Annotated in this window: 26 protein-coding genes; 12 read left to right on the plus strand and 14 right to left on the minus strand. The window is 71.2% G+C overall.

Features of this window, described 5'->3' with window-relative positions; genetic code table 11:
• Positions 1–2 precede the first annotated feature (2 nt).
• Positions 3–1082: an ABC transporter permease gene (locus tag BN4251_RS17030; protein WP_087486179.1), complete on the minus strand. Its 1080-nt coding sequence runs from the start codon at positions 1080–1082 to the stop codon at positions 3–5.
• A 108-nt stretch (positions 1083–1190) separates the two neighbouring features.
• Between BN4251_RS17030 and BN4251_RS17035 the strand changes: the two genes are divergently transcribed.
• Both BN4251_RS17035 and BN4251_RS17040 read left to right on the plus strand, forming a co-directional pair.
• Positions 1191–2459: a sensor histidine kinase gene (locus BN4251_RS17035; protein WP_245810402.1), complete on the plus strand. Its 1269-nt coding sequence runs from the start codon at positions 1191–1193 to the stop codon at positions 2457–2459.
• Positions 2456–3097, plus strand: a complete 642-nt coding sequence (locus BN4251_RS17040) for a response regulator (RefSeq protein ID WP_087486180.1) — start codon at positions 2456–2458, stop codon at positions 3095–3097. The genes BN4251_RS17035 and BN4251_RS17040 overlap by 4 nt, the downstream gene beginning before the upstream one ends.
• Positions 3098–3155: 58 nt before the next feature.
• Here BN4251_RS17040 and BN4251_RS17045 read toward each other — a convergent pair whose 3' ends face one another.
• Positions 3156–3584 (minus strand): Lrp/AsnC family transcriptional regulator, encoded by a 429-nt coding sequence (locus BN4251_RS17045; protein WP_087486181.1) that lies wholly within the window; start codon positions 3582–3584, stop codon positions 3156–3158.
• A 160-nt stretch (positions 3585–3744) separates the two neighbouring features.
• On the opposite strand from BN4251_RS17045, the gene BN4251_RS17050 reads away from it, so the two are divergent.
• Together BN4251_RS17050 and BN4251_RS17055 are read left to right on the plus strand one after the other, a co-directional pair.
• On the plus strand, positions 3745–4365 hold the full coding sequence (locus BN4251_RS17050) for a LysE family translocator (RefSeq protein ID WP_087486182.1): 621 nt from the start codon (positions 3745–3747) through the stop codon (positions 4363–4365).
• Between the two features lie 25 nt (positions 4366–4390).
• Entirely contained in the window at positions 4391–5092 is a 702-nt protein-coding gene (locus tag BN4251_RS17055) for an SDR family NAD(P)-dependent oxidoreductase (RefSeq protein ID WP_087486183.1), read from the plus strand.
• Here the strand turns inward: BN4251_RS17055 and BN4251_RS17060 are convergent.
• Positions 5049–6608: a helix-turn-helix domain-containing protein gene (locus BN4251_RS17060; RefSeq protein WP_087486184.1), complete on the minus strand. Its 1560-nt coding sequence runs from the start codon at positions 6606–6608 to the stop codon at positions 5049–5051. The genes BN4251_RS17055 and BN4251_RS17060 overlap by 44 nt on opposite strands.
• Positions 6609–6774: 166 nt before the next feature.
• Here BN4251_RS17060 and aceA point away from each other — a divergent pair, with 166 nt between their 5' ends.
• The 3 genes from aceA (at position 6775) to BN4251_RS17075 (ending at position 11363) form a co-directional block, all read left to right on the plus strand.
• Positions 6775–8085, plus strand: a complete 1311-nt coding sequence (gene aceA, locus BN4251_RS17065; protein ID WP_087486185.1) for an isocitrate lyase — start codon at positions 6775–6777, stop codon at positions 8083–8085.
• Positions 8086–8220: 135 nt separating this feature from the next.
• Positions 8221–9747 carry a malate synthase A gene (aceB, locus tag BN4251_RS17070; RefSeq protein ID WP_245810403.1) on the plus strand — a complete coding sequence of 509 codons (1527 nt, stop codon included), beginning with the start codon at positions 8221–8223 and terminating at the stop codon, positions 9745–9747.
• 134 nt (positions 9748–9881) lie between these two features.
• Positions 9882–11363 carry an Hsp70 family protein gene (locus BN4251_RS17075; protein ID WP_087486187.1) on the plus strand — a complete coding sequence of 494 codons (1482 nt, stop codon included), beginning with the start codon at positions 9882–9884 and terminating at the stop codon, positions 11361–11363.
• Positions 11364–11450: 87 nt separating this feature from the next.
• Here the strand turns inward: BN4251_RS17075 and BN4251_RS17080 are convergent, their stop codons facing one another.
• From BN4251_RS17080 to fdxA, 3 genes are all read right to left on the minus strand, one after another.
• On the minus strand, positions 11451–11837 hold the full coding sequence (locus BN4251_RS17080; RefSeq protein WP_087486188.1) for a YciI family protein: 387 nt from the start codon (positions 11835–11837) through the stop codon (positions 11451–11453).
• Between the two features lie 139 nt (positions 11838–11976).
• The gene (locus tag BN4251_RS17085; RefSeq protein ID WP_212647630.1) at positions 11977–12396 is read right to left on the minus strand and encodes a MerR family transcriptional regulator; all 420 of its coding nucleotides are present in this window, start codon (positions 12394–12396) and stop codon (positions 11977–11979) included.
• A gap of 119 nt (positions 12397–12515) precedes the next feature.
• Positions 12516–12845 carry a ferredoxin gene (gene fdxA, locus BN4251_RS17090; RefSeq protein ID WP_087486189.1) on the minus strand — a complete coding sequence of 110 codons (330 nt, stop codon included), beginning with the start codon at positions 12843–12845 and terminating at the stop codon, positions 12516–12518.
• 82 nt (positions 12846–12927) lie between these two features.
• On the opposite strand from fdxA, the gene soxR reads away from it, so the two are divergent.
• On the plus strand, positions 12928–13437 hold the full coding sequence (gene soxR / locus BN4251_RS17095; protein ID WP_087486190.1) for a redox-sensitive transcriptional activator SoxR: 510 nt from the start codon (positions 12928–12930) through the stop codon (positions 13435–13437).
• A 57-nt stretch (positions 13438–13494) separates the two neighbouring features.
• Positions 13495–14124 (plus strand): superoxide dismutase, encoded by a 630-nt coding sequence (locus tag BN4251_RS17100; RefSeq protein ID WP_087483701.1) that lies wholly within the window; start codon positions 13495–13497, stop codon positions 14122–14124.
• Positions 14125–14451: 327 nt separating this feature from the next.
• On the opposite strand, the gene BN4251_RS17105 is transcribed toward BN4251_RS17100, so the two are convergent.
• Entirely contained in the window at positions 14452–15000 is a 549-nt protein-coding gene (locus BN4251_RS17105) for an AMIN-like domain-containing (lipo)protein (protein ID WP_087486191.1), read from the minus strand.
• A 187-nt stretch (positions 15001–15187) separates the two neighbouring features.
• Here BN4251_RS17105 and BN4251_RS17110 point away from each other — a divergent pair, with 187 nt between their 5' ends.
• Together BN4251_RS17110 and BN4251_RS17115 are read left to right on the plus strand one after the other, a co-directional pair.
• Positions 15188–15433: a hypothetical protein gene (locus tag BN4251_RS17110; protein WP_087486192.1), complete on the plus strand. Its 246-nt coding sequence runs from the start codon at positions 15188–15190 to the stop codon at positions 15431–15433.
• A gap of 13 nt (positions 15434–15446) precedes the next feature.
• Positions 15447–15941, plus strand: coding sequence for a flavodoxin domain-containing protein (locus BN4251_RS17115; protein WP_087486193.1), 495 nt, complete (start codon positions 15447–15449; stop codon positions 15939–15941).
• On the opposite strand, the gene pdxT is transcribed toward BN4251_RS17115, so the two are convergent.
• Together pdxT and pdxS are read right to left on the minus strand one after the other, a co-directional pair.
• Positions 15889–16593 carry a pyridoxal 5'-phosphate synthase glutaminase subunit PdxT gene (pdxT, locus tag BN4251_RS17120; protein ID WP_245810404.1) on the minus strand — a complete coding sequence of 235 codons (705 nt, stop codon included), beginning with the start codon at positions 16591–16593 and terminating at the stop codon, positions 15889–15891. The genes BN4251_RS17115 and pdxT overlap by 53 nt on opposite strands.
• A gap of 14 nt (positions 16594–16607) precedes the next feature.
• Complete coding sequence (pdxS, locus tag BN4251_RS17125; protein ID WP_087486194.1) at positions 16608–17528, minus strand: pyridoxal 5'-phosphate synthase lyase subunit PdxS; 921 nt, start codon at positions 17526–17528, stop codon at positions 16608–16610.
• A 157-nt stretch (positions 17529–17685) separates the two neighbouring features.
• Between pdxS and BN4251_RS17130 the strand changes: the two genes are divergently transcribed.
• Entirely contained in the window at positions 17686–19095 is a 1410-nt protein-coding gene (locus BN4251_RS17130; protein WP_087486195.1) for an aminotransferase class I/II-fold pyridoxal phosphate-dependent enzyme, read from the plus strand.
• 76 nt (positions 19096–19171) lie between these two features.
• Here BN4251_RS17130 and BN4251_RS17135 read toward each other — a convergent pair whose 3' ends face one another.
• The 5 genes from BN4251_RS17135 to BN4251_RS17155 all read right to left on the minus strand — a co-directional run bounded on the left by BN4251_RS17135 (position 19172) and on the right by BN4251_RS17155 (position 23872).
• Complete coding sequence (locus tag BN4251_RS17135) at positions 19172–20443, minus strand: TRAP transporter large permease (protein ID WP_087486196.1); 1272 nt, start codon at positions 20441–20443, stop codon at positions 19172–19174.
• Positions 20436–21098: a TRAP transporter small permease gene (locus tag BN4251_RS17140; RefSeq protein ID WP_087486197.1), complete on the minus strand. Its 663-nt coding sequence runs from the start codon at positions 21096–21098 to the stop codon at positions 20436–20438. The genes BN4251_RS17135 and BN4251_RS17140 overlap by 8 nt, the downstream gene beginning before the upstream one ends.
• Complete coding sequence (locus BN4251_RS17145; RefSeq protein WP_170932014.1) at positions 21095–22144, minus strand: TRAP transporter substrate-binding protein; 1050 nt, start codon at positions 22142–22144, stop codon at positions 21095–21097. Before BN4251_RS17145 ends, BN4251_RS17140 begins: the two co-directional genes overlap by 4 nt.
• 124 nt (positions 22145–22268) lie before the next feature.
• Positions 22269–23099 carry a sugar phosphate isomerase/epimerase family protein gene (locus BN4251_RS17150; protein ID WP_087486199.1) on the minus strand — a complete coding sequence of 277 codons (831 nt, stop codon included), beginning with the start codon at positions 23097–23099 and terminating at the stop codon, positions 22269–22271.
• Complete coding sequence (locus BN4251_RS17155) at positions 23096–23872, minus strand: SDR family NAD(P)-dependent oxidoreductase (protein ID WP_087486200.1); 777 nt, start codon at positions 23870–23872, stop codon at positions 23096–23098. The genes BN4251_RS17150 and BN4251_RS17155 overlap by 4 nt, the downstream gene beginning before the upstream one ends.
• Positions 23873–24122: the final 250 nt, after the last annotated feature.

The raw sequence follows: 24122 nt of genomic DNA on the forward strand, positions 1-24122 counted from the left end.
GGTCAGTTCCCTCCCAGGGCGAGCAGCGGATCGATACGGGTGACGCGACGGGTGGCGAGCACGGAGCCGAGCAGACCGATCATCAGCACTCCCGCCACGGGCAGGAGCACGGTCACGGCGGAGGCCTCGAAGGGGGCGACGGTCGAGAGCGCAGCGCCACCCGCCCCGCCGACGATCCCGCCCACGGCCGCGCCGACGGCCAGCAGGATCGCCGCCTGACCGACGGTGTCGCGCAGCACGTACCGGGCGGTCGCGCCCAGGGCGCGCAGCACCGCGATGTCACGGGTGCGCTGGATGGTCCACACGGACAGGAAAGCGACCGTGACCAGAGCGGAGATCCCGTAGAGGAACGCCTGGATGAGGGTCAGGGAGCCGTTCTCCGAGGAGTAGGAGGGCAGGGCCTGCAGCGACTCGGCGACGGTGACGGCGCGGGTGCCGGTGGCCTCGGCGACGGCGTCCGCAGCCGCGTCGGAGGCATCGCCGTCGGCCCGCACCAGCAGGGCGGAGCCGGCGGTGTCCTCGGCCTGGTGGGCGAGGGTGCGGAAGGAGTCGACGTGCACGTAGCCGACGGGGGAGTGGGAGTACCAGTCGGTGGGGACGGCGCCGATGACGGTGAGCTCGCGACCGTTGACGCTCACCGCGTCCCCCGAGGTGACGCCGAGATCGGCGGCGATCTGCTCGGGCAGCAGCACCTCGCCCTCCTGCGGCGCGGAGGGCAGGGACGCGGCGACCTGACCATCCGGGGCGGTGCCGAACAGGGCCAGGGAGGTCACCGCGGAGTCGGTCTCGATCCGCATCTGTCCCACGGAGAGCGGCTCGGTCTCCAGACCGGTCGTCCCGTCCCAGGCCGCGGCCTGGTCGGAGTCCACCTGGGAGTCCGACCAGGAGATCTCCTCCCCCAGGGTGGGGGTGAGCACGATCCGGTCCGCAGGCAGCGCCTCGATCGCGGAGATGTTCTGGTGGGCGAGGCCTCGGGTGAGGCCGGTCAGCAGCACCAGCAGCAGGGTGAGCAGGGCGATCACGCCGATCATGAGCGCGAATCTGCCTTTGGCATGGACGATGTCCTTGAGTGCGACGAACATGCCTCCATCCCACCTGGATCCTCGGCCGGCCACATCGCCCGGCCCGGCCGGTCCGCGCTCGTCCTTTTGGACGATGCTCGAGGTGGGCGGCGCCCGTAGGGTGTCGGCGTGAGAGATGACCAGCTGCTCGAGGAGCCCGCCGAGGCGGCGCACCGCGCCTCCTCGACGATGGCCGCGATGCTGCGCGGGGCGATGCACGTGGCCTTCTCGGTGCTTCCCGCGCTCGGCGCGGTGCGGGCGATCGACGGGGAGGGCGTGCCCGCGCTCGCCGCGCTCCTCGCCGCCGCCGCGGTGATCGTGAGCTATGCGATCGGCTCGCGTCTGGCGCTGCGCCGCCGCTGGGCCCCGTACAGCGCGGGCAGCGATCCGCTGCTGCCCTCGCGAGGCGGGGTGCTCGTCCTGACCCTGGCGTGGATGGCCGCGACGCTCGTCTCCTCCGCCTTCGTGTGGATCGCCTTCCCGCTGTTCTTCCTGGTGCTGTTCGCCCTCGGCCCGGTGAGCGGTCTGCTCGCGCTGGCCGGGGTGACGCTCTGGGCGATCCTCGCGCCCCTGCTCGCCCATGAGCAGAGCGGGCTGGGGGCCGGGGAGATCCTCGGACCGCTGGTGGGAGCGGTGTTCTCGGTCATCGCCCATGCGGTGTACCGTCGGCTGCTGCTCGAGACCGAGCGCAGCCGGGCGCTCGTGGTGCGCCTGCGCGCCGCCCAGGCGGAGCTGGCAGATTCCGAGCGCCGCAAGGGGATCGCCGAGGAGCGTCAGCGCCTGGGCCAGGACATCCATGACACCCTCGCCCAGGGCCTGAACTCGATCGTCCTGATGAGCCGCGGCGCAGGAGCCGCGCATCCTGCGGCGGCCGAGGAGTTCGCCCGCATCGAACGGACCGCGCGCGAGAACCTCGCCGACGCCCGCCACCTGGTGCGCGACCTCGCCGACCGGGCCGGGCGCAGCGGCCTCGAACAGGCCCTGCGCGAGGTGCTCATCCGGGTGCAGCAGCAGGGGGAGGGCACCGTGTGGGAGCTGCGTGTGGACGGCACCTCGCGCGAGCTGGACCCCGAGCAGGTCGAGACGCTGCACCGGGCCGCCCAGTCCCTCGTCGCGAACGTCCAGCAGCACGCCGAGGCGGCCCACTGCGTGCTCACCCTGGCCTGGTGGCCGGACCGGGTGAGCCTCGACGTGGTGGACGACGGGCGCGGATTCGACCCCGCCGCCGCTCGTCCAGGACACGACGGCGGTGACGGCCTGCGCCTGCTGCGCCGCCGCCTCGCCCGCGCCGGCGGCGAGGTGAGCATCGACTCCGCCCCCGGTGAGGGGACGACGGTCGGTCTGACCCTGCCCACCGCTCCGCTCACCGCCGCCCAGGAGCAGGAGGGGTCTCGGTGAGCATCGGCGTGATGATGGTCGATGACCACCCCGTGGTCCGGGCCGGGCTGCGAGCACTGTTCGAGGCCGACGAGGGCATCGAGGTGGTCGCGGAGGTCTCCTCCGGTGCCGAGGCGCTGCGGGTGCTCGGCGAGCTCGCCGCCGGCGAGGCCGGGCTGCCGGACCTGGTGCTGATGGACCTGAACCTCGGGGAGGGCAGCGGCGGGATCGAGACCACCCGCGCCGTGCGCGCGAGGCACCCGGGGGTGCAGGTGCTCGCGGTGACCACCTTCGACGCGGAGGCGGACATCGTCGGGGCGCTCGAGGCCGGGGCGACCGGCTACGTGCTCAAGGACTCGCCCACCGAGGCGCTGCTCGACGCCGCCCGGGAGGCCGCCGCCGGGCGCAGCGTGCTCTCCCCCGAGGTGCAGCAGCGTCTGGTGCAGCGCATGACCAGCCCGCACACCGCCCTGTCACCGCGCGAGAGCGAGATCCTCGAGGCCCTCGCCACCGGTGCGACGAACCGCGAGGTGGCCAAGCGCCTGTTCATCTCCGAGTCCACGGTCAAGACCCATCTGGTCCACCTCTACGACAAGCTCGGCGTGGACAGCCGCACCGCCGCGCTGCGCGTGGCCCGGGAACGCCGGCTGATCCGCTGACCTGCTGCTCCGCTCAGTGCCTGCCCGCTCAGCTCGTGCCCGCTCAGCTCCTGACCGCTCAGTCGGTGCGCAGCGAGCTGAACAGCAGGCTGGTCTGGGTGGAGTTCACGCCCGGGATCGCGCGGATCCGCTCGAGCACCAGATCGAACTCGGAGAGGTTGCGGCAGCGGATGTGGATCACCAGGTCCCAGGTGCCGGTAGTCGAGTGGAGCTGCTCGATCTCCGGATAGCCGCGCAGCTCGTGGACGATGTCGTGATTGCGGCGGGTGTCCGTGGCCACCAGCATCACCCCGCGCACCGAGTCCTGCTCCACGTCGCCGCTGACCCGGATCGTGAATCCCTCGATCACGCCGTTGCCCACCAGGCGATCAATCCGGGAGGTCACGGTCGAGCGATTGACGCCGAGCTCGCGGGCGAGCACCGCCACCGGGGTGCGGCTGTCGGAGCGCAGAAGGGCGATGAGGCGGTAGTCGAGATCGTCGAGCACGCAGTCAGCGTAACGCCACCGAGCAGAATGCTGGAACAGTGGGCGTTCTGCCCGCATCCAGGCGATTGCGGCGCCGCATCGACGACCTCTACCTTCTGTCTTGGCCCAGGTGAGGGTGTGGTTCCGGGAGCTCTTCCCGCTGAGTGTCCAAGGTGGCGAAGTGCTCGATGTGTCTGTCCTGCCCGCGTTCCTGATCGCGGTCGTGGTCATCCTCGCGACCCCCGGGCCGGACATGGCCTTCCTCATCGCCACCGGCGTCAGCCAGGGTCGGCGCGCCGCGGTGCGCGGCGCCTTCGGGGTCACCAGCGCCATGACCATCTGGGTGCTCGTGGCCGCCACCGGGCTCGGCGTGGCGCTCACCCAGGTGCCCGCCGCGCTCGATGCGATCCGCCTGGCCGGTGCCGGCTACCTGCTCTTCCTGGCCATCACCACCTGGCGCCACGCGGGCGCGGCCGTCGCCGAGGTGAGCGCGGCGCCGAACGTGTTCCGCCGCGGCTTCGTCGTGAACCTCACCAACCCCAAGGTGGCGCTGTTCTTCGTGGCCTTCCTGCCGCAGTTCCTCGGTTCGGCGGGGGAGAACCCCTTCGGCCAGATGCTCATGCTGGGCCTGCTGCTGCAGCTCACGGGCCTGGTCGCGGACATCGCGATCGGCAGCGCGGCCGGACTGTTCCGCGACGCGGTGCTCGGGAGGCGCAAGGTGCGCCTCGTGCTCGACGGCGCGGCCGGCACCGTCTACGGCGCGCTCGCCACGCTGCTGCTCCTCGAGGTCGCTCGCCACTGAACGGCCGTGCGGGGAGACTGGTGGCATGGACACCACCGATGCTCTCCACACCACGACCAGCAGCCCCCTCACCGCCCTCGTCACGGGCGCCACCAGCGGGATCGGCCGCGAGGTGACCCTCCAGCTCGCCGACGCCGGATGGCGGGTGATCGCCGTCGGCCGCGACCAGCAGGCGCTCGAACAGCTGGGCGCGGCCTCCGAGCGGATCAGCCCGCGCGCCGCGGATCTGCTCGAGGACGATCTCGCAGGCCTCGTGCCCGAGCAGCTGGACGCGCTTGTGCACGCCGCCGGCATCTCCGGAGGCGACGGGGTCGAGCACACCGGCTCCGAGGAATGGTCGCGGATGCTCACCCTCAACGTGACCGCCGGGGCGCAGCTGGCCCGCCACGCCCTGCCCGCCCTGCGCCGCACTCGCGGCACGATCGTGTTCCTCAACTCCGGCGCCGGCACCGCGGCCCGGCCCCGCAACGCCGTCTACGCCGCGAGCAAGCACGCACTGCGGGCGCTCGCCAACGGGCTGCGCGTCGAGGAGGAGAGCAACGGGGTGCGCGTCTCGAGCGTCTACCCCGGCCCCACCGACACCCCGATGTTCACCGGGGACGTGGATCGCTCCGAGCTGATCCGGCCCGCCTCCGTCGCCGCGGCGGTGCTCACTGCGATCACGGCGAGCCCGGACGTGCAGCTCACCGACATCCATGTGAGGCCGCGCCGCGAGCTGAGCTGGTGAGATGAGACCGGCTGGTCACAGCGGGGGGAGCGTCACCGCCCCCGTCGGCCGCCGACGGCGAGTGCCGCTCGAGGAACTCGAGCATCGCCACCCGGTCCACCCCGGTGAAGGTGCCCGACGGCATCGCCGCGAGCAGCGAGGCGTGCAGGCGCGCGACCGGCCACACCGACCCCTCCCAGCGATCCACGAGCGCCGGATCCGGCTCCCGGCAGCACGCCGGATCCGGGCACGAGGAGCTGTGGCGCACGGGCGTCTCCCGGCCCCGGAACCAGCGGGTGTGCTCGTAGCGGGTGCCCACCGAGATCGAGAACTCCCCACCCTGACCGGTCTCGATGTGGGAGGTGCACCAGTAGGTGCCGCCCGGCTTGTCCGTGTACTGGCAGTACTGGCTCATCCGATCCTCGCTGCGGAACACCCGCCGCGCGCTCCACCAGCGGCACACCCGCTGCCCCTCGACCGCGCCGAGCGCATCGGTGGGGAAGCGCACCTCGTCGTTCTGGTACGCCTTGAGGATCGTGCCGGAGGAGTGGACCTTCAGGAAGTGCACCGGGATGTCCAGGTGCTCGGTGGCCAGGTTCGTGAAGCGGTGCGCGGCCATCTCGTAGCTCACCGCGAACTCGTCCCGCAGGTCCTCCACGCTCAGCTCCCGCTGCGCCTTCGCCTCCCGCAGGAAGTCGAGCGCACTGCCCTCGGGCAGCAGCAGCGCGCAGGCCAGATAGTTCGTCTCCACCCGCTGGCGCAGCAGCTCTCCGAAGTCCGCCGGCTCCTCCTTGCCCAGCACATGCGCGGCGATCGCCTGCAGCACCGTGGTGCGCGGATCCGAGGTGGCCCGCCCCAGCGGCAGGTAGATCCGCCTGTGCTCCGCATCGGTGATCGAGCGGGTGGAATGGGGCAGGTCGGGCACCGAATGGAGGGTGAAGCCGAGCTCCGCGGCCAGCAGCGACACCTTCCGGTGGGACAGCGGCCCGCCCCGGTGCCCGATCCTCGCGAGCAGGTCCCGGGCCGTCTCCTCGAGCGCGGGATCGTAGTTGCCCGCCCGGGACTGCTCCTCGCGCAGCTGTCCGTTCACCCGCCGCGCCTCCTCCGGGGTCGCGGCCCGCTCCTCATGCAGTCGACGCAGCTCTCCGTGCAGGGCGAGGATCGTCTCGATCGCGGCGTCGGGCAGGGACTTGCGCACCGGCAGCTCGGGCAGCGCGAGGGACCGGTACAGCGTCCCCGCCTGCGCGGTGGCCAGCGCGATCTCGAGCGCTGCCCGATGATTCGGCGGCTCGGGATCCAGCAGGTCGTCCACCGACACCTCGAGCGCCCGGGCGATGCGGCGCAGCTCCCCGAGCTTCAGCTCGCGCTTGCCGTTCTCGATCACCGACAGCTGCGAGGGCGCGCGCTGGACCGCGGTCGCGAGCTCGGCCAGGGACATGCCCCGCTCCTGCCGACGGGCGCGGATGCGCCGTCCGATCAGCAGCGGGTCGAAGTCGTCGTCGGTTCTCTGGCGGGCCGCCACCTCATCGTGAGCCATGCGCACACGGTGCCACAGAGAAGTTCCGCAGCGCAGAAATATCGCAGAAGTTCTTCGAATCTGTGGGTTCCGGGGGGCTTGCGGGCCCCGCACAGTGGGACCACTCGAGGAGATTCGTCGAGAGCAGCACCCACCGACAGCACCACCACCACCCGAGGAGCCGATCATGACCACCACCCCCCGCACCGGTGACCAGACCATGACCGCCCAGGAGCTCGCCCGCGACTGGGAGATCGACCCCCGCTGGCGCAACGTGCGCCGCGACCACACCGCAGGCGACGTCGTCTCCCTCGCCGGGCCCGTCCGCGAGGAGCGCACCTTGGCCCGCCGCGGCGCCGAGACACTGTGGGAGCTGATCGAGCAGAACACCGCCGATCCCGAGCACTGGGTGCGCGCCCTCGGCGCCCTCACCGGCAACCAGGCCGTCCAGCAGGTCCGTGCCGGGCTGCAGGCCATCTACCTCTCCGGCTGGCAGGTCGCGGCGGATGCCAACCTCTCCGGCAAGACCTACCCCGATCAGTCCCTCTACCCCGTCAACTCCGTCCCCGCCGTGGTGCGTCGGATCAACAACGCCCTCCAGCGCGCCGCCCAGATCGAGTTCGCCGAGACCGGCACCACCAGCCGCGAATGGATGGCCCCGATCGTCGCCGATGCGGAGGCCGGCTTCGGCGGCCCGCTGAACGCCTACGAGCTGATGCTCTCGATGATCGAGGCCGGGGCCGCGGGCGTGCACTGGGAGGACCAGCTGGCCAGCGAGAAGAAGTGCGGACATATGGGCGGCAAGGTCCTGATCCCCACCTCCCAGCACGTGCGCACCCTGAGCGCCGCCCGCCTTGCCGCGGACGTCGCCGGGGCACCCACCGTGATCATCGCCCGCACCGACGCGCTCGCCGCGACCCTGCTCACCTCGGACATCGACGAGCGGGACCAGCCCTTCCTCACCGGGGAACGCACCGCCGAGGGCTTCTACGAGGTGAGGCCCGGCATCGAACCGGTGATCGCGCGAGGCCTGGCCTATGCGGAGTATGCGGACCTGCTGTGGGTGGAGTCCTCAGAGCCGGATCTGGAGCTGGCCCGAACCTTCGCCGAGCGGATCCATCGCGACTTCCCCGAGCAGAAGCTCGCCTACAACTGCTCGCCCAGCTTCAACTGGAAGCGCCACCTGGACGATGACCAGATCGCCCGCTTCCAGCGCGAGCTCTCCGCGATGGGCTACGCCTTCCAGTTCATCACCCTGGCCGGCTTCCACTCGCTGAACCACGGCATGTTCGAGCTCGCCTCCGGCTACCAGGAGCGGCAGATGAGCGCCTACGTCGAGCTGCAGGAGGCCGAGTTCGCCGCCGCGGAGCGCGGGTTCACCGCCCACAAGCATCAGGCGGAGGTGGGCACCGGCTACTTCGACCGGGTCGCCACCGCCCTGAACCCCACCTCGAGCACCCTCGCGCTCGTCGGTTCCACCGAGACGGCGCAGTTCTGAGCGGCGCCGCAGACCCCCACGTACCGGCCCGCGCCCACGACCCGTCGGCCCGCGCCGACCACCCCCTCACCGAGCTGGATCGAGCAGCTCGGCCCCACCGAGCACCGCTTCGACGAGATCCTCACACCCGAGGCGATGTCCTTCCTCGCCCAGCTTCACGACCGCTTCGCCTCCCGCCGCTCCGAGCTGCTGACCGCTCGGGCCATGCGGCGCGAGGCGATCTCGGGCGGGGCGATGTTCGACTTCCGTCCCGAGACCTCCGCGATCCGTGACGACCCCACCTGGCAGGTGGCCGGCGCCGGCCCGGGCCTGGAGGACCGACGGGTCGAGATCACCGGCCCCACGGACCGCAGGATGACCGTCAACGCCATGAACTCCGGGGCGAAGGTGTGGCTCGCCGACGGCGAGGACGCCCTCAGCCCCACCTGGCACAACGTCATCACCGGGCAGATCAACCTGTTCGACGCGATCCGCCGGCGGATCGACTTCGTCACCGACGAGGGCAAGGAGTACCGGCTCGGCGAACAGACCCCCACCATCGTGTTCCGCCCCCGCGGCTGGCACCTGCCCGAGCAGCAGCTGCGCTACCAGCGGGCCGACGGCCGGTTCTGCCGCACCTCCGCCTCGCTCGTGGATGCCGGGCTGTACCTGTTCCACAACGCCCATGAGCTGATCGCCCGCGGCGCCGGCCCCTACCTGTACCTGCCCAAGCTCGAGTCCCGGCACGAGGCGAGGCTGTGGGACGAGATCTTCACCTTCACCGAGCAGCACCTGGGCCTCGAGCACGGCACCATCCGTGCCACCGTGCTCATCGAGACCCTGCCCGCCGCCTTCGAGATGGAGGAGATCCTCTACGAGCTGCGCGATCACTGCGCGGGCCTGAACGCCGGCCGCTGGGACTACCTGTTCTCCGTGATCAAGCAGTTCCGCGACCGCGGCAAGCAGCGGGTGCTGCCGGACCGCGCCCAGCTGACGATGACCGTCCCGTTCATGAGGGCCTACACCGAGCTGCTGGTGCGCACCTGCCACAAGCGCGGCGCCCATGCGATCGGCGGGATGAGCGCCTTCATCCCCAACCGCCGGGATCCCGAGGTCACCGCGAACGCCTTCGCGAAGGTCAGCGAGGACAAGGCGCGAGAGGCGGCCGACGGGTACGACGGCACCTGGGTGGCCCATCCCGATCTGATCCCGGCCGCGCAGGCCGAGTTCGACGCGGTGCTGGGCGAGCGACCCCACCAGATCGAGAACACGCGCGAGGACGTGCGCGTGACCGCCGCGGACCTGCTGGACACCCGCGTCGAGGGCGGGCGGATCACCACCGCCGGGATCCGGCAGAACATCCGGGTGGCGTTGCGCTACCTCGACTCCTGGCTGCGGGGCCAGGGCGCCGCGGCGATCGACAACCTGATGGAGGACGCCGCGACCGCCGAGATCTCCCGCTCCCAGCTGTGGCAGTGGATCAACCAGGGGATGCTCACCGAGGAGGGCATGCCGATCGTCAAGGAGCGGATCGAGTACTTCATCGACCGCGCCGCCGGAGAGCTCGGCGGTGAGGAGGGCAGCCGCATCGCGGAGGCGTCCGAGCTGCTGAAGGAGGCGGTGCTGGGGGAGGAGTTCCCGGCCTTCCTCACCACCGCCGCGTACGAGCGTCACCTGCGCTGACGACGTTCGCTCGCACGGCGCTCGTACGGAGCTCCTGAGGAGCTCGCTCCGTCCACGCCCCCCGGCGGTCCCGGCCCTGTCCGGACCGTCGGGGGTGCGGTGCGTCCGCGCCGCACAGCGAGTACCTTCAGAGCATGCGGATCGGCATCGACGTGGGCACCACCAGGACCATCGCGGCGGCAGCGGACCGGGGCAACTACCCGGTGCTGAGCTTCCTGGACCCCGACGGCGACCCCCACGACCACTTCCCCTCCCTGATCGCTCTGCGCGACCAGCAGCTGGTGCACGGCTTCGAGGCCGAGCGTGCCGCCCGCGAGGGCGCGCCCCACCTGCGCTCCTTCAAGCGCCTGCTCGGTGATCCCGCGACCCACCCCGGCACCGTGGTGGAGCTCGGCGGTCGCGAGTTCACGCTGCTGGACCTGCTCACCTCCTATCTCACGGCGGTGCGGGAGGCCCTGCCGGTGCCGGCCGGACAGGTGGCCGTGTCCGTGCCCGCCCACGCCCACAGCGCCCAGCGGATCATGACCCTCGAGGCCTTCCGCCGCGCCGGCATCGACGTGATCGCCATGCTCAACGAGCCCTCCGCGGCCGGGTTCGAGTACACCCACCACCAGAGCCGCTCCCTCACCTCCCGCCGCACCCGCATCGCCGTCTACGACCTGGGCGGCGGCACCTTCGACAGCTCGCTGGTGGACGCCGACGGCCCGGCCCACGTGGTGCTCGGCAGCCGCGGCGAGAACCGCCTGGGCGGGGATGACTTCGACCGGGCGCTCGCCGAGCTCGCGCTCTCCCGCGCCGGGCTGCAGCCCGGCGACCTCACCGACGCCCAGCGGGCCGCGCTGCACGAGGAGTGCCGCAGCGCGAAGGAGCGCCTCACCCCGCAGACCCGCCGCGTGATGATCGAGATCTCCGAGGACCACGACCCGGTGATCCTCCCCGTCGACGACTTCTACCAGGCCGCCGCACCGCTGGTGGCCCGCACCCTCGAGGTGATGGCCCCGCTGGTGGGCGAGCTCGACCAGGACTCCGGCATCGCCGGGATCTACCTCGTGGGCGGCGGCTCCGGGCTGCCGCTGGTGGCACGGATGCTGCGCGAGCGCTTCGGCCGGCGCGTGCACCGCTCGCCCTATCCCGCGGCGTCCACCGCGATCGGGCTCGCCATCGCCGTGGACCCTGACGCCGATGTCAGCCTCACCGACCGCCTCTCCCGTGGGATCGGCGTGTTCCGCGAGGCCCATGCCGGAGAGGGCGTCACCTTCGACCAGGTGCTCACCCCCGACGCGCCCCTGCCGCAGTCCGGCAGCACCAGCGTGACCAGGCGGTACGCCGCCGCACACAACCTCGGCTGGTTCCGCTACGTGGAGCATCCCGCGCTCGACGACACCGGGGAGCCGCGCGGCGACCTGGTCCCGTACGCGGACGTGCTCTTCCCCTTCGATCCCGCCCTGCGCGCGCTGGACCCCTCGGAGCTCGCCGCGGTGAGCGTGCAGCGGCGCGAGGACGGGCCGGAGATCGAGGAGACCTACACGGTGGATCCCTCCGGCATCGTCACCGTGCGGATCACGGACCTGGGCAGCGGGTTCAGCCGAGAGTACGGACTGGCCCGCCGGGGCTGAGCAGGGCCTCCGGACTCCTGGCGGCGTGCCGGGCCGGGATCGCTGAGCCGGGCTCGCCCGGGCGTGGCTCATCCGGGCCGGTATCGCTCAGTCGAGCACGGGACGCAGCTCGAGCCATTCGTGGATCGGCTTGCCGTCCTTGCCGGGCTCGGCCGAGAGCTCCGCGGCGAGCTCCACCGCACGCTCGTGGTCGGCGACGTCGATGATCATCCAACCGGCCACAAGGTCCTTCGCCTCCAGCGCGGCGGAGTCGGTGAGCGGCGGATTGCCGTCGCCGTCGTAGCGCACGAAGGTCCCCTCGGGGGAGAGCGCGAGCGCGTCGACGAACTCGCCGCTCTCACGCAATCGCTGCGCGAAGTCCTCCATGTACTGCAGGTGCTCCTCGACCTCCTGCGGAGTCCACTGATCCATCGGCACGTCGTTCACCCCGGCGGGAGCGCCGCGGTAGTGCTTGAGCAGAACGTACTTGGGCATGAGCGGCTCCTTCAGCGGGGAGGCCCATCCTCCTCCTGCCGCGGCCCCGAGGAAAGAGGTGCGGCGGGGCGGGATCACCCGGGCCGACGGGGATCGCGGGGCCGACGGGGCTCGCCTGAGCCGGCCCGGCCTGCGGGGCTCAGCGCTGCCCGTGGTACTCGATGACCTCGTCGAGGATGTCGATCGTGTCCAGCTGCTGGTCGATCTGCTCCTGGAGCCGGCGACGGTGCTCGCGCAGCACCTCGACCAGGGCGTCGGTGCGGTCCTCGGCACCCACGAGGCCGGGGAGCACGGGCTGGATCTCAGCGCTCGTGAGGCCGGCGGCGAAGAGGCGTTGGATCAGCAGCACCTGGTCCACGGCGCCCGCGGCGTAGCGGCGGTGGCCCGCGGCGGTGCGCTGCGCCGGGAGCAGGCCCTGCTCCTCGTAGTAGCGCAGGGAGCGATGGCTGACGCCAGTGCGCGCGGAGAGCTCACCGATGCTCAGCGACCTCTCGGTCGCATCGCTCGCGGTGCTCACACGGGTGCCATCGGTGCTCACACTGGTGTCAACTGCACTCATGCCCGCACCGTACGCCCCGCTGCAGCGTGATCCATGCAGGTCAGCGGCGTGTCGCCGAGAATGACATGGATGTCATCCCCGGCGACGGTGCGTGCGGGCGGTGTCCCAGGAGACAGTGCTCAGCCCAGCGGGTTCGGCTGCGGGGGCAGGGCCTCGATGATCGGGTGGTCCTTGTCGATCACGCCCATCTTCGCGGCGCCGCCGGGCGCTCCCAGATCGTCGAAGAAGTCGACGTTGGCCGTGTAGTACTCGGCCCAGATGTCCGGGGTGTCGTCCTCGTAGAAGATCGCCTCGACCGGGCACACCGGCTCGCACGCACCGCAGTCCACGCACTCGTCGGGTTGGATGTAGAGCATCCGGTTGCCCTCGTAGATGCAGTCCACGGGGCACTCGTCGACGCAGGCGCGATCCTTGACGTCCACGCAGGGCAACGCGATCACATAGGTCACTGGCAGATCCTTCCGGTCGATGCTGCTGTGAGCTTAGGATCTCAAGTGCACTTGAGGTCAACCGTGAGATGGGGGTGACGGCGTGAACCCGGCCCACGAACCCGGCGAGCTGCTGACGATCGGGGAGATGAGCCGCCGCACGGGCGTGGCCGCCTCGGCGCTGCGGTACTACGAGGACCTCGGCCTGGTGGGCTCGGTGCGCACGGCCGGCAACCAGCGCCGCTACCCCCGGCACATGCTGCGCCGCGTCTCGCTCGTGACCGTCGCCAAGCGACTGGGCATGCCGCTCTCGGACGTGGGCGAGGCGTTCGGCGACGTCCCCATGGATTCCACCCCCTCCCATGCCGACTGGCAGCGGGCCTCACGTCGATGGAAGAAGAAGCTCGAGGAGCGGCGCCGGGCGATCGAGCGGCTCGAGCACGAGCTCACCGGATGCATCGGCTGCGGCTGCCTCTCCCTGAAAGCCTGCGCGCTGCTGAACCCGGATGACGCTCTCGCCGAGATCGGCCCGGGGCCGCGCCGGCTCGAGGACATGGTCGAGGATCCCGAGGAGGAGATCGACGAGCGGCTCGATGGCCGGAACCCCGCTTGACCTCAAGCATGCTTGAGGTTCAAGGGTCGTGTCATCACTTCGACGAAAGGACTGACCATGGCGGAGTACACGCTTCCTGATCTCGATTACGACTACGGCGCGCTGGATCCCTCGATCTCGGGGAAGATCATGGAGCTGCACCACTCGAAGCACCACGCGACCTATGTCAAGGGCGCGAACACGGCGCTGGAGAAGCTCGCTGCGGCGCGTGAGGCGAATGATTTCGGCACGGTGAACCAGTTCTCGAAGGATCTGGCGTTCAACCTCGGTGGTCACACGAACCACTCGATCTTCTGGAAGAACCTCTCGCCGGAGGGTGGGGACAAGCCCACCGGTGAGCTCGCGCAGGCGATCGAGGAGTTCTTCGGTGGCTTCGATGCGTTCCGTGCGCACTTCACGGCGGCGGCGCTGGGGATCCAGGGGTCGGGCTGGGCTGTGCTGGCGTATGAGCCGCTGGGCGGCAAGCTGGTGATCGAGCAGTTCTACGATCAGCAGAACGGTGTGCCGGTGGTGACGATCCCGCTGTTCCAGCTGGATATGTGGGAGCACGCCTTCTATCTCGATTACCAGAACGTGAAGGCGGATTACGTCAAGGCGATCTGGAACATCGTGAACTGGGCTGATGTCCAGGCGCGGTTCGAGAACGCGCGCTCGAACGCGTCGGGTCTGGTCATCCCCGGCGCCTGATCTGTTCGGCTCTCCGCCCGGGTGTGAATGCTGGGTGAGGGTGTTCGTCGCGGCCGGTCCCTCGGGTGAGGGGCCGGCCGCTTCGCTGCGCCCGGGGGTGATGGCCGGGCGGGTGATGGTCCGGTCGATGGTGGTCCGCCGGGTGATGGCCAGGCGGGTGATGGTCAAGTGAGTCGTGGTCAGGTACTGGCGCCTGGGCGATGCGTACGGTCATATCGCCGTACTCATCGCTCCTGCGCCCGTAGCTGACCATGGGGTGCGATCACGCAGCTTGACCACGGGCGGTGATCACGCTGCCTGACCACATGGTGTGATCACGCAGCCCGTTCACCAGCGGTGGGCGACGTCGATGACCAGGCGGGACCCGTCTCCGGGGCCGTCGAGCACGAAGACCCGCATCGGGAGCCGGGCGCGCACGCCCAGCCCGATCAGGGTCTGACCCTCGAAGCTGCCGGTGAAGGCGACCTGCCGGAAGGTGCTGTACCCGCTCACATTCACGGCGCGGGACGGGGTGCGCGGGCGATAGGTCGCCCGGCCGGCGTCGTCGTAGGCGGCGGCCTCGACGAGGATCTCCAGGTCAGCCGCGCCCGCGAGCGGGACCACGGCGCCCGAGCCGAGCTGCTCGACCCGGCTGACGTAGGAGACCGTGTACCCCGAGACATCACCCTCGAGGTCCACGACGAGCCGGTCGAAGCAGGCATGGCGACCGGCGCGGAGGTTCTCGACCTGGGCTGAGGTGGTGGCGGAGGCCGCTTCGGGCAGCGACCCCCAGCGGATCCCGCAGTACGGAGCGTCGGCGGACGCGGCCGGAACCAGGCCGCCCAGGCCCAGCATCAGCGCGCACGCGGCGAGGACGGACAGGACTCTCTTCTTCACGGCTGCCTCCTCCAGGAGACGGCGAAGGCCACGGCGGCCAGGGCCGTATACGAGGAGTGTCCGCCTCCGCCCGCCGCCGATCCAGTGACCGACCGGTCATGACAGTCGAATCGTGACCGGCGGCGCCGCCCGTGCCGACGTATCCTGGGGCGTCGGCCGGTCGAAGCGTGGATCGAGGGGTGCAGTCGTGGAGAGCGTCGTGCTGGGCATCATCTTCCTGGTGGCCATCGTGATGGCGGTGCTCATCGCCCTGGTGGCCGTGGCCGCCGTGGTGATCGGAGTCGTGGCGCTCGCACGCCGCTCGCGGGATGCGCGTCCCCGCTCGAGCCCCCTCGCCCCGGACCGCCCCGGCCCCAGCCCTGAGCCGGCCCTACGCCGTCACGCGGGGCCGGTGCGACGGACCTCGGTCCCTGCGCAGCCCTCCATCGCCTGACAGGATGGCGGGCATGACCGTGCTCGTCGCCTACGCGACCCATTCCGGAGCCACCCGCACCCTCGCCGAGACCCTCGCCACCGCGCTGCAGGCGTACGGACTCGACACGGACCTCGTGGACATCGCCGAGAGCCCCGACCCCACCGGCTACGACGCCGTGGTGCTCGGCTCGGGCGTGCGCATCGAGGCCATCGAGAAGCCCGCCGCCGTCTGGGCCGCGCAGCATGCTGAGGTGCTCGGGCAGAGGGCCTTCGCCTTCTTCTCCTGCTCCGGCTCCGCCTCGGACCCGTCCAAGGAGGGCAAGCAGAAGGCCACCGACACCTTCCTGGCCAGCTTCCCCGTCACCCCCGTCGCGGTGAAGAACTTCCCCGGCTGGGTGCTGATGGACCGGATCCCGCTGCACGAGCGCGTGCTGCTGAAGTCCATGCGCACCCCCACCGGTGACTTCCGCGACCTCAAGGCTGTCGAGGCCTGGGGTCTGGAGATCGCCCCGCTGCTGGCCGGCTGAGCCTGCGTCGGGCCGCGCGCGCGAGCCGGTGCTCGTGCACGCTGCGCAGGAACAGGGCGTGGAAGCGGTTCTCCCCGGTGGACTCGGGATGGAAGGCCAGACCGATCGCGCTGCGCTGCCGCGCCGCGACGACGCGCCCGTCGGGCAGGGTGGCCAGCACCTCCGCCGCCGGTCCGACCTCCTCGATGAGCGGGGCGCGGAGGAACACGGCGCGCACCGTCGGCCCGCCGGATCCGAGCTCCTCGAGCGCCGGCACCACCAGGTCGGTCTCGAAGGACTCCGCCTGCCGGCCGAAGGCGTTGCGGCGCACGGTCACATCCAGCCCGCCGATGGTCTCCTGCCCGGGGCCGGCATCGCGCAGACGCTCGGCCAGCAGGATCAGGCCGGCGCAGGTCCCCAGCACCGGCAGCCCGCCCGCGATCGCGTCCCGCAGCGGCTCCCGCAGCCCAGTGAGCCGGGCGAGACGGTCGATCACCGTCGACTCCCCGCCCGGGATGACCAGGCCGTCCACCGCGGCGAGCTCGCCCGGTCGCCGCACCGTCACGGTCTCGGCGCCGAGGTGCTCGAGCACCGCCGCATGCTCGCGCACATCCCCCTGGAGCGAGAGCACCCCGATCCGCACCGCAGTGCCGGGCACCGCCGAGTCGGGCACTGCCGGGGCGAGGGTCACCAGCCGCGCTCGGACAGGCGGTGCGGGGCCGGCAGATCGGCGACGTTCAGGCCCACCATCGCCTCACCCAGCCCGCGCGAGACCTCCGTGATCACCGCGGGATCGTCATGGAAGGTGGTCGCCCGAACGATCGCGGCGGCGCGCTCGGCGGGATCACCGGACTTGAAGATCCCGGAGCCGACGAACACCCCGTCGGCCCCCAGCTGCATCATCATCGCCGCATCCGCCGGGGTGGCCACACCCCCTGCGACAAACAGCGGCACGGGCAGCGCGCCCGCCTCGGCGACCTCCTTGACCAGGGCGTACGGGGCCTGGAGCTCCTTCGCGGCGACGTAGAGCTCGTCCTCGCCGGTCGCGGCCAATGCCCGGATCTCCGCGGTGATGGTGCGGATGTGCCGGGTGGCCTCGGAGACGTCACCGGTGCCGGCCTCGCCCTTGGAGCGGATCATCGCCGCGCCCTCGGTGATGCGGCGCAGCGCCTCGCCGAGGTTCGTCGCCCCGCACACGAAGGGGACGGTGAAGCGATGCTTCTCGATGTGGTGGATGTAGTCGGCGGGGGAGAGCACCTCGGACTCGTCGATGAAGTCCACACCCAGCTGCTGCAGCACCTGCGCCTCGACGAAGTGGCCGATGCGCGCCTTGGCCATCACCGGGATGGAGACGGTCTCGATGATGCCGTCGATCATCTCCGGATCGCTCATGCGGGAGACCCCTCCCTGGGCGCGGATGTCCGCCGGGACCCGCTCGAGAGCCATCACGGCGACCGCGCCGGCGTCCTCGGCGATCTTCGCCTGCTCAGGGGTGACGACGTCCATGATGACGCCGCCCTTGAGCATCTCGGCGAGCCCGCGCTTGAGGGTCGGCGTGCCGGTGGAGGGGGCGTCGTGGGAGGTGGCAGGGGTGGAGGTGCTGTTCACAGCGGTGTTCCTTCATCGCTCGCGCGGCGCGGGCCGACGCCTTCTGACGCGTCGCCCCTCCCTGCACCACTTTGATCTAGGCCAAAAGGTAGCACGGGCGCGGGAACGCTGCGCGGGAGGACCGCGAGGGAGCAGCGCCCGCCCTACACTCGAGCAGGTGGAGACCCCCTCGAGCGCGCAGATCACCGGCACCACCGCCGCGGAGATCGCCGCGAGCGTGCGCTCCCTCGTCGAGCGGGGTGAGCTCACCCCCGGTGCGCTGCTGCCACCCGTGCGCAGCCTCGCCGAGCAGCTAGGCGTCAATCGCAACACCGCGGTGGCCGCCTACCGGCGCCTCGCGCGCGACGGCGCGGTCAGCGCCCAGGGCCGCGCGGGCACCCGCATCACCGCTCCTCGCCCGGTCGCGCAGGAGGGCTTCGCCGACGAGGCCCAGCTCGCCGACCTCGGCCCGGACGTTCCCGCGGGAACGCTCCGCGACCTCGGCACCGGCAACCCCGCCCCCGCCCTCATCCCCGATCTCGCGCCCGCGCTGGCCGGCGCCGTCGGCCGCCCCGCGCCTGCCTCTTATACACCTCTGACGCTGCCCCCCGGCGCCGTCGGCCGCCCCGTGCTCTACGGCGAACCGGTCATCGACCCCGACTTCGAGGCCTGGGCCCGGGACTGGATCGCCCCCGACGTGCCGAGCGGAGAGACGGCGGATCTGACGCTGACCAGCGGCGCCGTCGACGCCATCGAGCGTCTGCTCGCCCAGGCCCTGGTCCGCGATGATGCCGTCGCCCTCGAGGACCCGTGCTTCCTGGCCAGCATCCAGACCGTCCGCCACGCCGGCTACCGGGCGCTGCCCGTCCCCGTGGACGAGGAGGGGATGACCCCGCAGGGGCTGCGGGCCGCGCTCGAGGCAGGGGCCCGCGCCGTCGTGCTCACCCCGCGCGCCCAGAACCCCACCGGTGCCTCGCTCAGCGAGACCCGCGCGCACGCGCTGCGCGAGGTGCTCGCCGAGCACCCGTACGTGCTGGTCATCATCGACGACTACTTCTCGTTCCTCTCCCGCCGCCCCTTCCGCTCCCCGCTGCCGCCCGGGCACCGACGCTGGGCGCTCGTGCGCTCGGTCTCCAAGTTCCTCGGCCCGGATCTGTGCCTCGCCGTCACCGCGACCGATGCCGTGACCGCGCAGCGCCTCGCCCTGCGGCTCAGCCCCGGCACCACCTGGGTCAGCCATCTCCTCCAGCGCCTCGCCCACGGCGTGCTCACCGACCCCGCCGCCCAGCAGCTCATCGAGCAGGCCGGCGCGCACTACGCCGCCAGGAACCAGGAGGTCGCCGCGCTGCTGCGGGAGCGCGGCGCCGAGGTCCGTGCGGCCGACGGGATGAGCCTGTGGGTCCACCTGCCGCGCCCCGCGCACCAGGTCGCCGCCCAGCTCGCCCGCTGCGGCTGGCGGGTGCGCACCGGCGAGGAGTTCCGCCTCGCACCGGATGCGGAGCCCTCCCGGCACCTGCGGGTGACGGTGCACGACCTCGGCGAGGACGAGGTGGAGCGGTTCGCGGGGGATCTGGCGGGGGAGCTGTGAGGCTGGCCCGATACGAGACGACCGTCCCCGGCACCCTGCGAGAGGGGTTCCGGGGACGGTCGGTCCATGCGGAGCGTCAGACGATGAACAGCAGCCCCGGTGCGAAGGCCACCGCGAACACCACCAGCAGCCCCAGCCCGTAGAAGGGCAGCAGCGCCCGTGCCGTCTCCAGGATCGGGACCTTGCCGATCGACGCGGAGATGAACAGCGTGGTCCCCACCGGCGGGGTGTACAGACCCATCGCCAGGGTCACGATCATGATGATGCCGAAGTGGATCATGTCCATCCCGATCGCGTTCGCGACCGGCAGCATCACCGGGGTGAGCAGCAGGATCGCGGGCGAGATGTCCAGGAACATGCCCACCACCAGCAGGATCAGCAGCATCGCGAGGATGACCATCCAGTCCGCCTGGAGCGCCGAGGTGAGCGCCTCCGCCAGCGCCTGCGGCGCCTCCTGGATCGTCAGCAGCCAGGCCAGCGCCGAGGAGAACATGATCAGCAGCAGCACCACGGCGCTCGCGGAGGCGGACTCCACCAGAGCCTTCTTGAACTGCTTCATCGTGATGTCGCGGTAGAGCAGCACCCGCACGCCCAGGGCGTACAGCACCGCGAGCACGGACACCTCGGTCACCGTGGCGATGCCGGTGAACAGCACCACGCGGATCAGGATGATCGGGATCAGGATCGCGGGGGTCGCGAACAGCAGGTCGATCAGCAGGCGCTTCAGGGTGAACTTCGCCTTGACCCGCGGGAACCCGGCCTTCCAGGCCACCAGCCAGCAGCCGATCAGCAGCAGGATCGCGGTGAGGACGCCCGGGCCGATGCCGGCGGTGAACACCGCAGCGACCGAGGCGCCGGAGGCAGAGGCGAACAGGATCATCGGGATCGACGGCGGCAGGATCACACCGAGCGAGGAGGCCGAGGCATTGACCGCGGTGGCGTAGCCGCCGCTGTAGCCCAGGCGCTTGGTCCAGGGGATGACCACCTTGCCGATGCCGGTGGCGTCGGCGACCGCGGAGCCGGAGATGCCGGCGAACACCGCGTTGGTGAGCACGCTCGTCATGCCCACGCCGCCGCGCAGGCGGCCCACCACACGGGTGGCCAGACCGATCACCTGAGCGCCGAGCTTTCCGCTGAACAGCAGATCAGCAGTGAGGATGAAGAACGGGATCGCCAGGATCGAGTAGTCCCCGACCGGGCTGAACGACTGCTGCGCGAGGCCCTCCATGGGCAGCGAGCCCACGGCGAACAGGCCCACGATGGCGCCGCCGATGATCGACAGCGCGACCGGCACGCCGAGCAGCAGCAGGATGATGAAGACGGCGACTGCGATGAGAGCTTCAAGCACCGGGGGTCTCCTTCGGCGAGTCCTGCGTCGGGGCGTCGGGGCTGCCCGGCGGAACGGTCGCGATGCCGTCGGCCGGGACCCCGTGGCGGAGGTAGTGGACGGTGCGGGCACCGGCCTGGATCGCCATCACGGCGACCAGGACGATGAAGGCGCTGAAGCTGCCCAGCTGCGGCCAGCCCATGATCGGCGTGGACTGCGCGGCCATCGGCGGGATCAGGTACACCGCGAGGTAGGTGAGATAGGCCAGCAGCACGGTCGAGAACGCCCAGATGGCGATCTGCGCCCGCTCGTAGGCCTTGCCCGTCAGCCTGCTGACCAGGACGTCCACGGCGATATGGCCGCGGCTGCCCTGCGCCACGATCGCACCGCCGGCGATCAGCCAGGGGAACAGGTAGGTGGGCCCTTCGGCCGCGATCGGCAGCGAGGAGTTCAGGAAGTAGCGCATGAACACCGCGACGGTCACCAGGATGACGATCACGATCGTCGCGGCGATCGCGATCCAGCCGCCGATCTGCGCGGCGATCCGGTTGATCGGCTCTTCGGGCCGGGCGTCGTCGCTGTGCCCCTCGGAGGTGTCGAGGGAGGCGAGGTCCTCCTCGGTGATGACCGGGTCGCGCTCGAGAGCGTCGCCCGCGGCGGGGGAGGTCCGGCTCATGCTGCACTCTCCTGGTGGTCGGCGCGCACGGCCTCCGCCGCGGCGGTGATCTGCTCGAAGAACTCCGGGTGCTCCCGCTCCCACCGCTCATAGACGGGCGCGGTGGCTTCGCGGAACAGGGCTCGGTCAGGGTGGGTGACCTCGAGGAGCTCCTCGAACTCGGCGTAGATCTCCTCGCTCTGCTCGCTCATCAGGCGCCGCTGCTCCTCGAGCGCCTCCACGGAGGCCTCCTCGATGATCGTGCGGATGTCGGCGTCGAGGTTCTCCCAGCGGCTGGTGGACATCACGAAGGGGTTCATCTCGTACTTGTGCCCGGTCACCGCCAGGTGGCTCTGCACCTCGTGCAGCGAGGAGCTGTAGATGTTGACCACCGGGTTCTCCTGGCCGTCGACCGCGCCCTGGCGCAGGCCCAGGTAGAGCTCGCCGAAGGCCATCGGGGTGGGGTTGGCGCCCAGCTGGTTGAAGATGTCGATCGTCATCGTGTCGTCGGGGGTGCGGATCTTCAGCCCGGCGAGGTCCTCGGGCGCCTCGATGGGGCGCACCGAGTTGGAGATGTCGCGCATCCCGTTGTCCCAGAAGCCGAGCACGTGGAAGCCCTTCTCCTCCGCCGTCTCGGCGATGGACTGCTGGAGCTCGCCGTCCAGCACCTGGTAGGCGTGCTCGGAGTTCTCGAACAGGAAGGGCAGGCCCACCAGCGCGGCCTCGGGGACGTAGGAGGCGAAGGGGCCCTGGGAGTTGATGGACATGTCCAGGGTGCCGGCGGCCACCGAGACCATCATCTCGGTGTCGCTGCCCACGGACTCCTGGCCGAGGATCTGGATCTCGACCTCGCCGTCGGACTTCTCCGCGACCAGGCGCTGGAAGGCCAGGGCGCCGTCGGAGCGGGGGTTCCCGGGGGCGGCGCCGTGGCCGAGGATGATCCGCACCGAGTCGGTGCGGCGGGGGCCGTCACCACCGGCGCAGGCGCTGAGGCCGAGTCCGGTGAGTCCCGCGAGGGCCGCGCCGCGTAGGAGGTCGCGGCGGCCCGGAGTGCGGGGAGGTGTCATGGTGTCCTCCTGGGGTCCAGGGAGCGTCGTCGCATCCCTGGGTCGGTATGGGCCGGGCCGACGGGCGTCGGCACGGTGAGGGAGGTCGGGCCCGCCCGGCGAGCGTCGCCGGGGGGAGCGGTTCTCAGCGGGTCGGTGGCAGGAGCGCGGAGATCTCGGCGTGGCTGCGGGCCGCATCCTGTGCGCGGTCCTCCTCGGCCACGTCGTGGGTCTCGAGCTCGAGGATGTAGGTGCCGTCGAAGCCCTGCTCTTCGAGGGTGCGGACCAGGGCGGCGAAGTCGACATCGCCTGCGCCGAGGGAGAGGTTCAGGTTCCCTGGCACGGCATCGCGCAGATGGACCCGTTCGATCCGCTCGCCCAGGCTGCGGGCCCAGGCCAGAGGGTCCTCGGCGGAGGCCACCACGTGGGAGACGTCGAAGAGCACGCCGAGCTGCTCGGGGGTGCAGCGTGCGAGCAGCGCGTCGGCCGCCTCGACGGTGTGGACGTACCGGCGGTGGTGCAGCACCTCCACCAGCAGGCGCACCCCGCGTGCGGTGCACAGCCTCGAGATCAGCGCGAGGTTCTCCGCGATCCGCTCGAGATCGGAGTCGTGGTCGACGATCGGGGCGTGGTCGGCGCGGCCGGCGGGCACGATCAGCGCCGCGCCGAGCGCCGAGGCCAGATCCACCAGAGGCGTGATCACGGCGGTGAGCTCCGCCGCGGTGAGGGCGGGGTCGTTGAGGTCGCCGGGATCCGCGTTGACCGCTCCGGTGCGCAGTCCCGCGCCGTCGATCGCGGAGACGTACTGCGCCGGGTCACCCGCGAAGGGCACCGGGACGTGATCGGTCACCGCGGGGATCGCCCCGAGATCGATCTCCTCGGCGCCGATCTCGGCGATCAGGCGCAGCGCCTCGTCCAGCGGGCGGTGGCGGAAGGAGATCGTCGAGAGGCCGACGCGAGCGGACGGGCTGGTCATGAGATGTATGCACCGCCGTTGATGGCCTGGGTGGTGCCGGTGATGTATCCGGCGTCCTCGCTCGAGAGCCACACCACCAGTGCGGCGATCTCCTCGGCGGTGGCCTGGCGGCCCATCGGGATCGATGCGGACAGCGCCGCCTCGGCCTCGGCGGTGGTGTTGCCGCGGATGTTGGTGTCCGCCGCGCCGGGGGAGACGGCGTTGACGGTGATGCCCTCGGGCGCCATCTCACGGGCCAGCGAGCGGGTCAGGCCCAGCACCCCTGCCTTCGCCGCGGAGTACGGGGTCTTGGAGAACACGCCGCCGCCCTGCTGCGCGGAGACCGAGGACATGTTCACGATGCGTCCGTAGCCGCCCTCGAGCATGGCCGGCAGGAACGCACGGCAGGTGTAGAAGCTGCCGGTCAGGTTCACGGCGATGATCTTGTCCCACAGCTCGTCGCTGACCTCGAGGAACGAGACGGGTGAGGGGATGCCGGCGATGTTCGCGAGGGCGCCGACGGGCGGGAGCTCGGAGGCGGCGATCTGAGCGGCCACCTCGTTCACGGCGGCGGAGTCGGTGACGTCGAGCGCGTAACCCGCGGCAGGGACGCCGTGCTCGGCGGTCAGCTCGCCGGCGAGGGTCTTCGCGCCCTCGCCGTCGAGGTCCACGATCGCCACGGCCCAGCCCTCGCGGGCGAAGCGGGTGGCGGTGGCACGACCGATGCTGCGGGGCCCGGCGCCGCCGGTGACGACTGCGGTCCTGCGCTGACTGCCGGTGGTCTGTGTGTGCATCTGTGCACTCCCGTCACGTCGATGTGGAGGGCTCGGGGCCCGTGGTTCGGATCGAGCTGACGCTATGAGCGAAAGAGTGGTCGGACAACTGCTGGTGCGGAACGTGACGCCGATCTCGGGGCATCGCCGCAGTTCAGAGGCCTGCAGCAGGGACGCTATTGGTCTGACCACTGTATGGGGGTGGGCCTGCGGGGCTCGTTCGCCTCAAATGGTCGACCAATTATGGTGGGGGTGCGGGTCCGTCTGACCT

This window comes from Brachybacterium massiliense (assembly GCF_900184245.1).
Lineage (GTDB): Bacteria > Actinomycetota > Actinomycetes > Actinomycetales > Dermabacteraceae > Brachybacterium > Brachybacterium massiliense.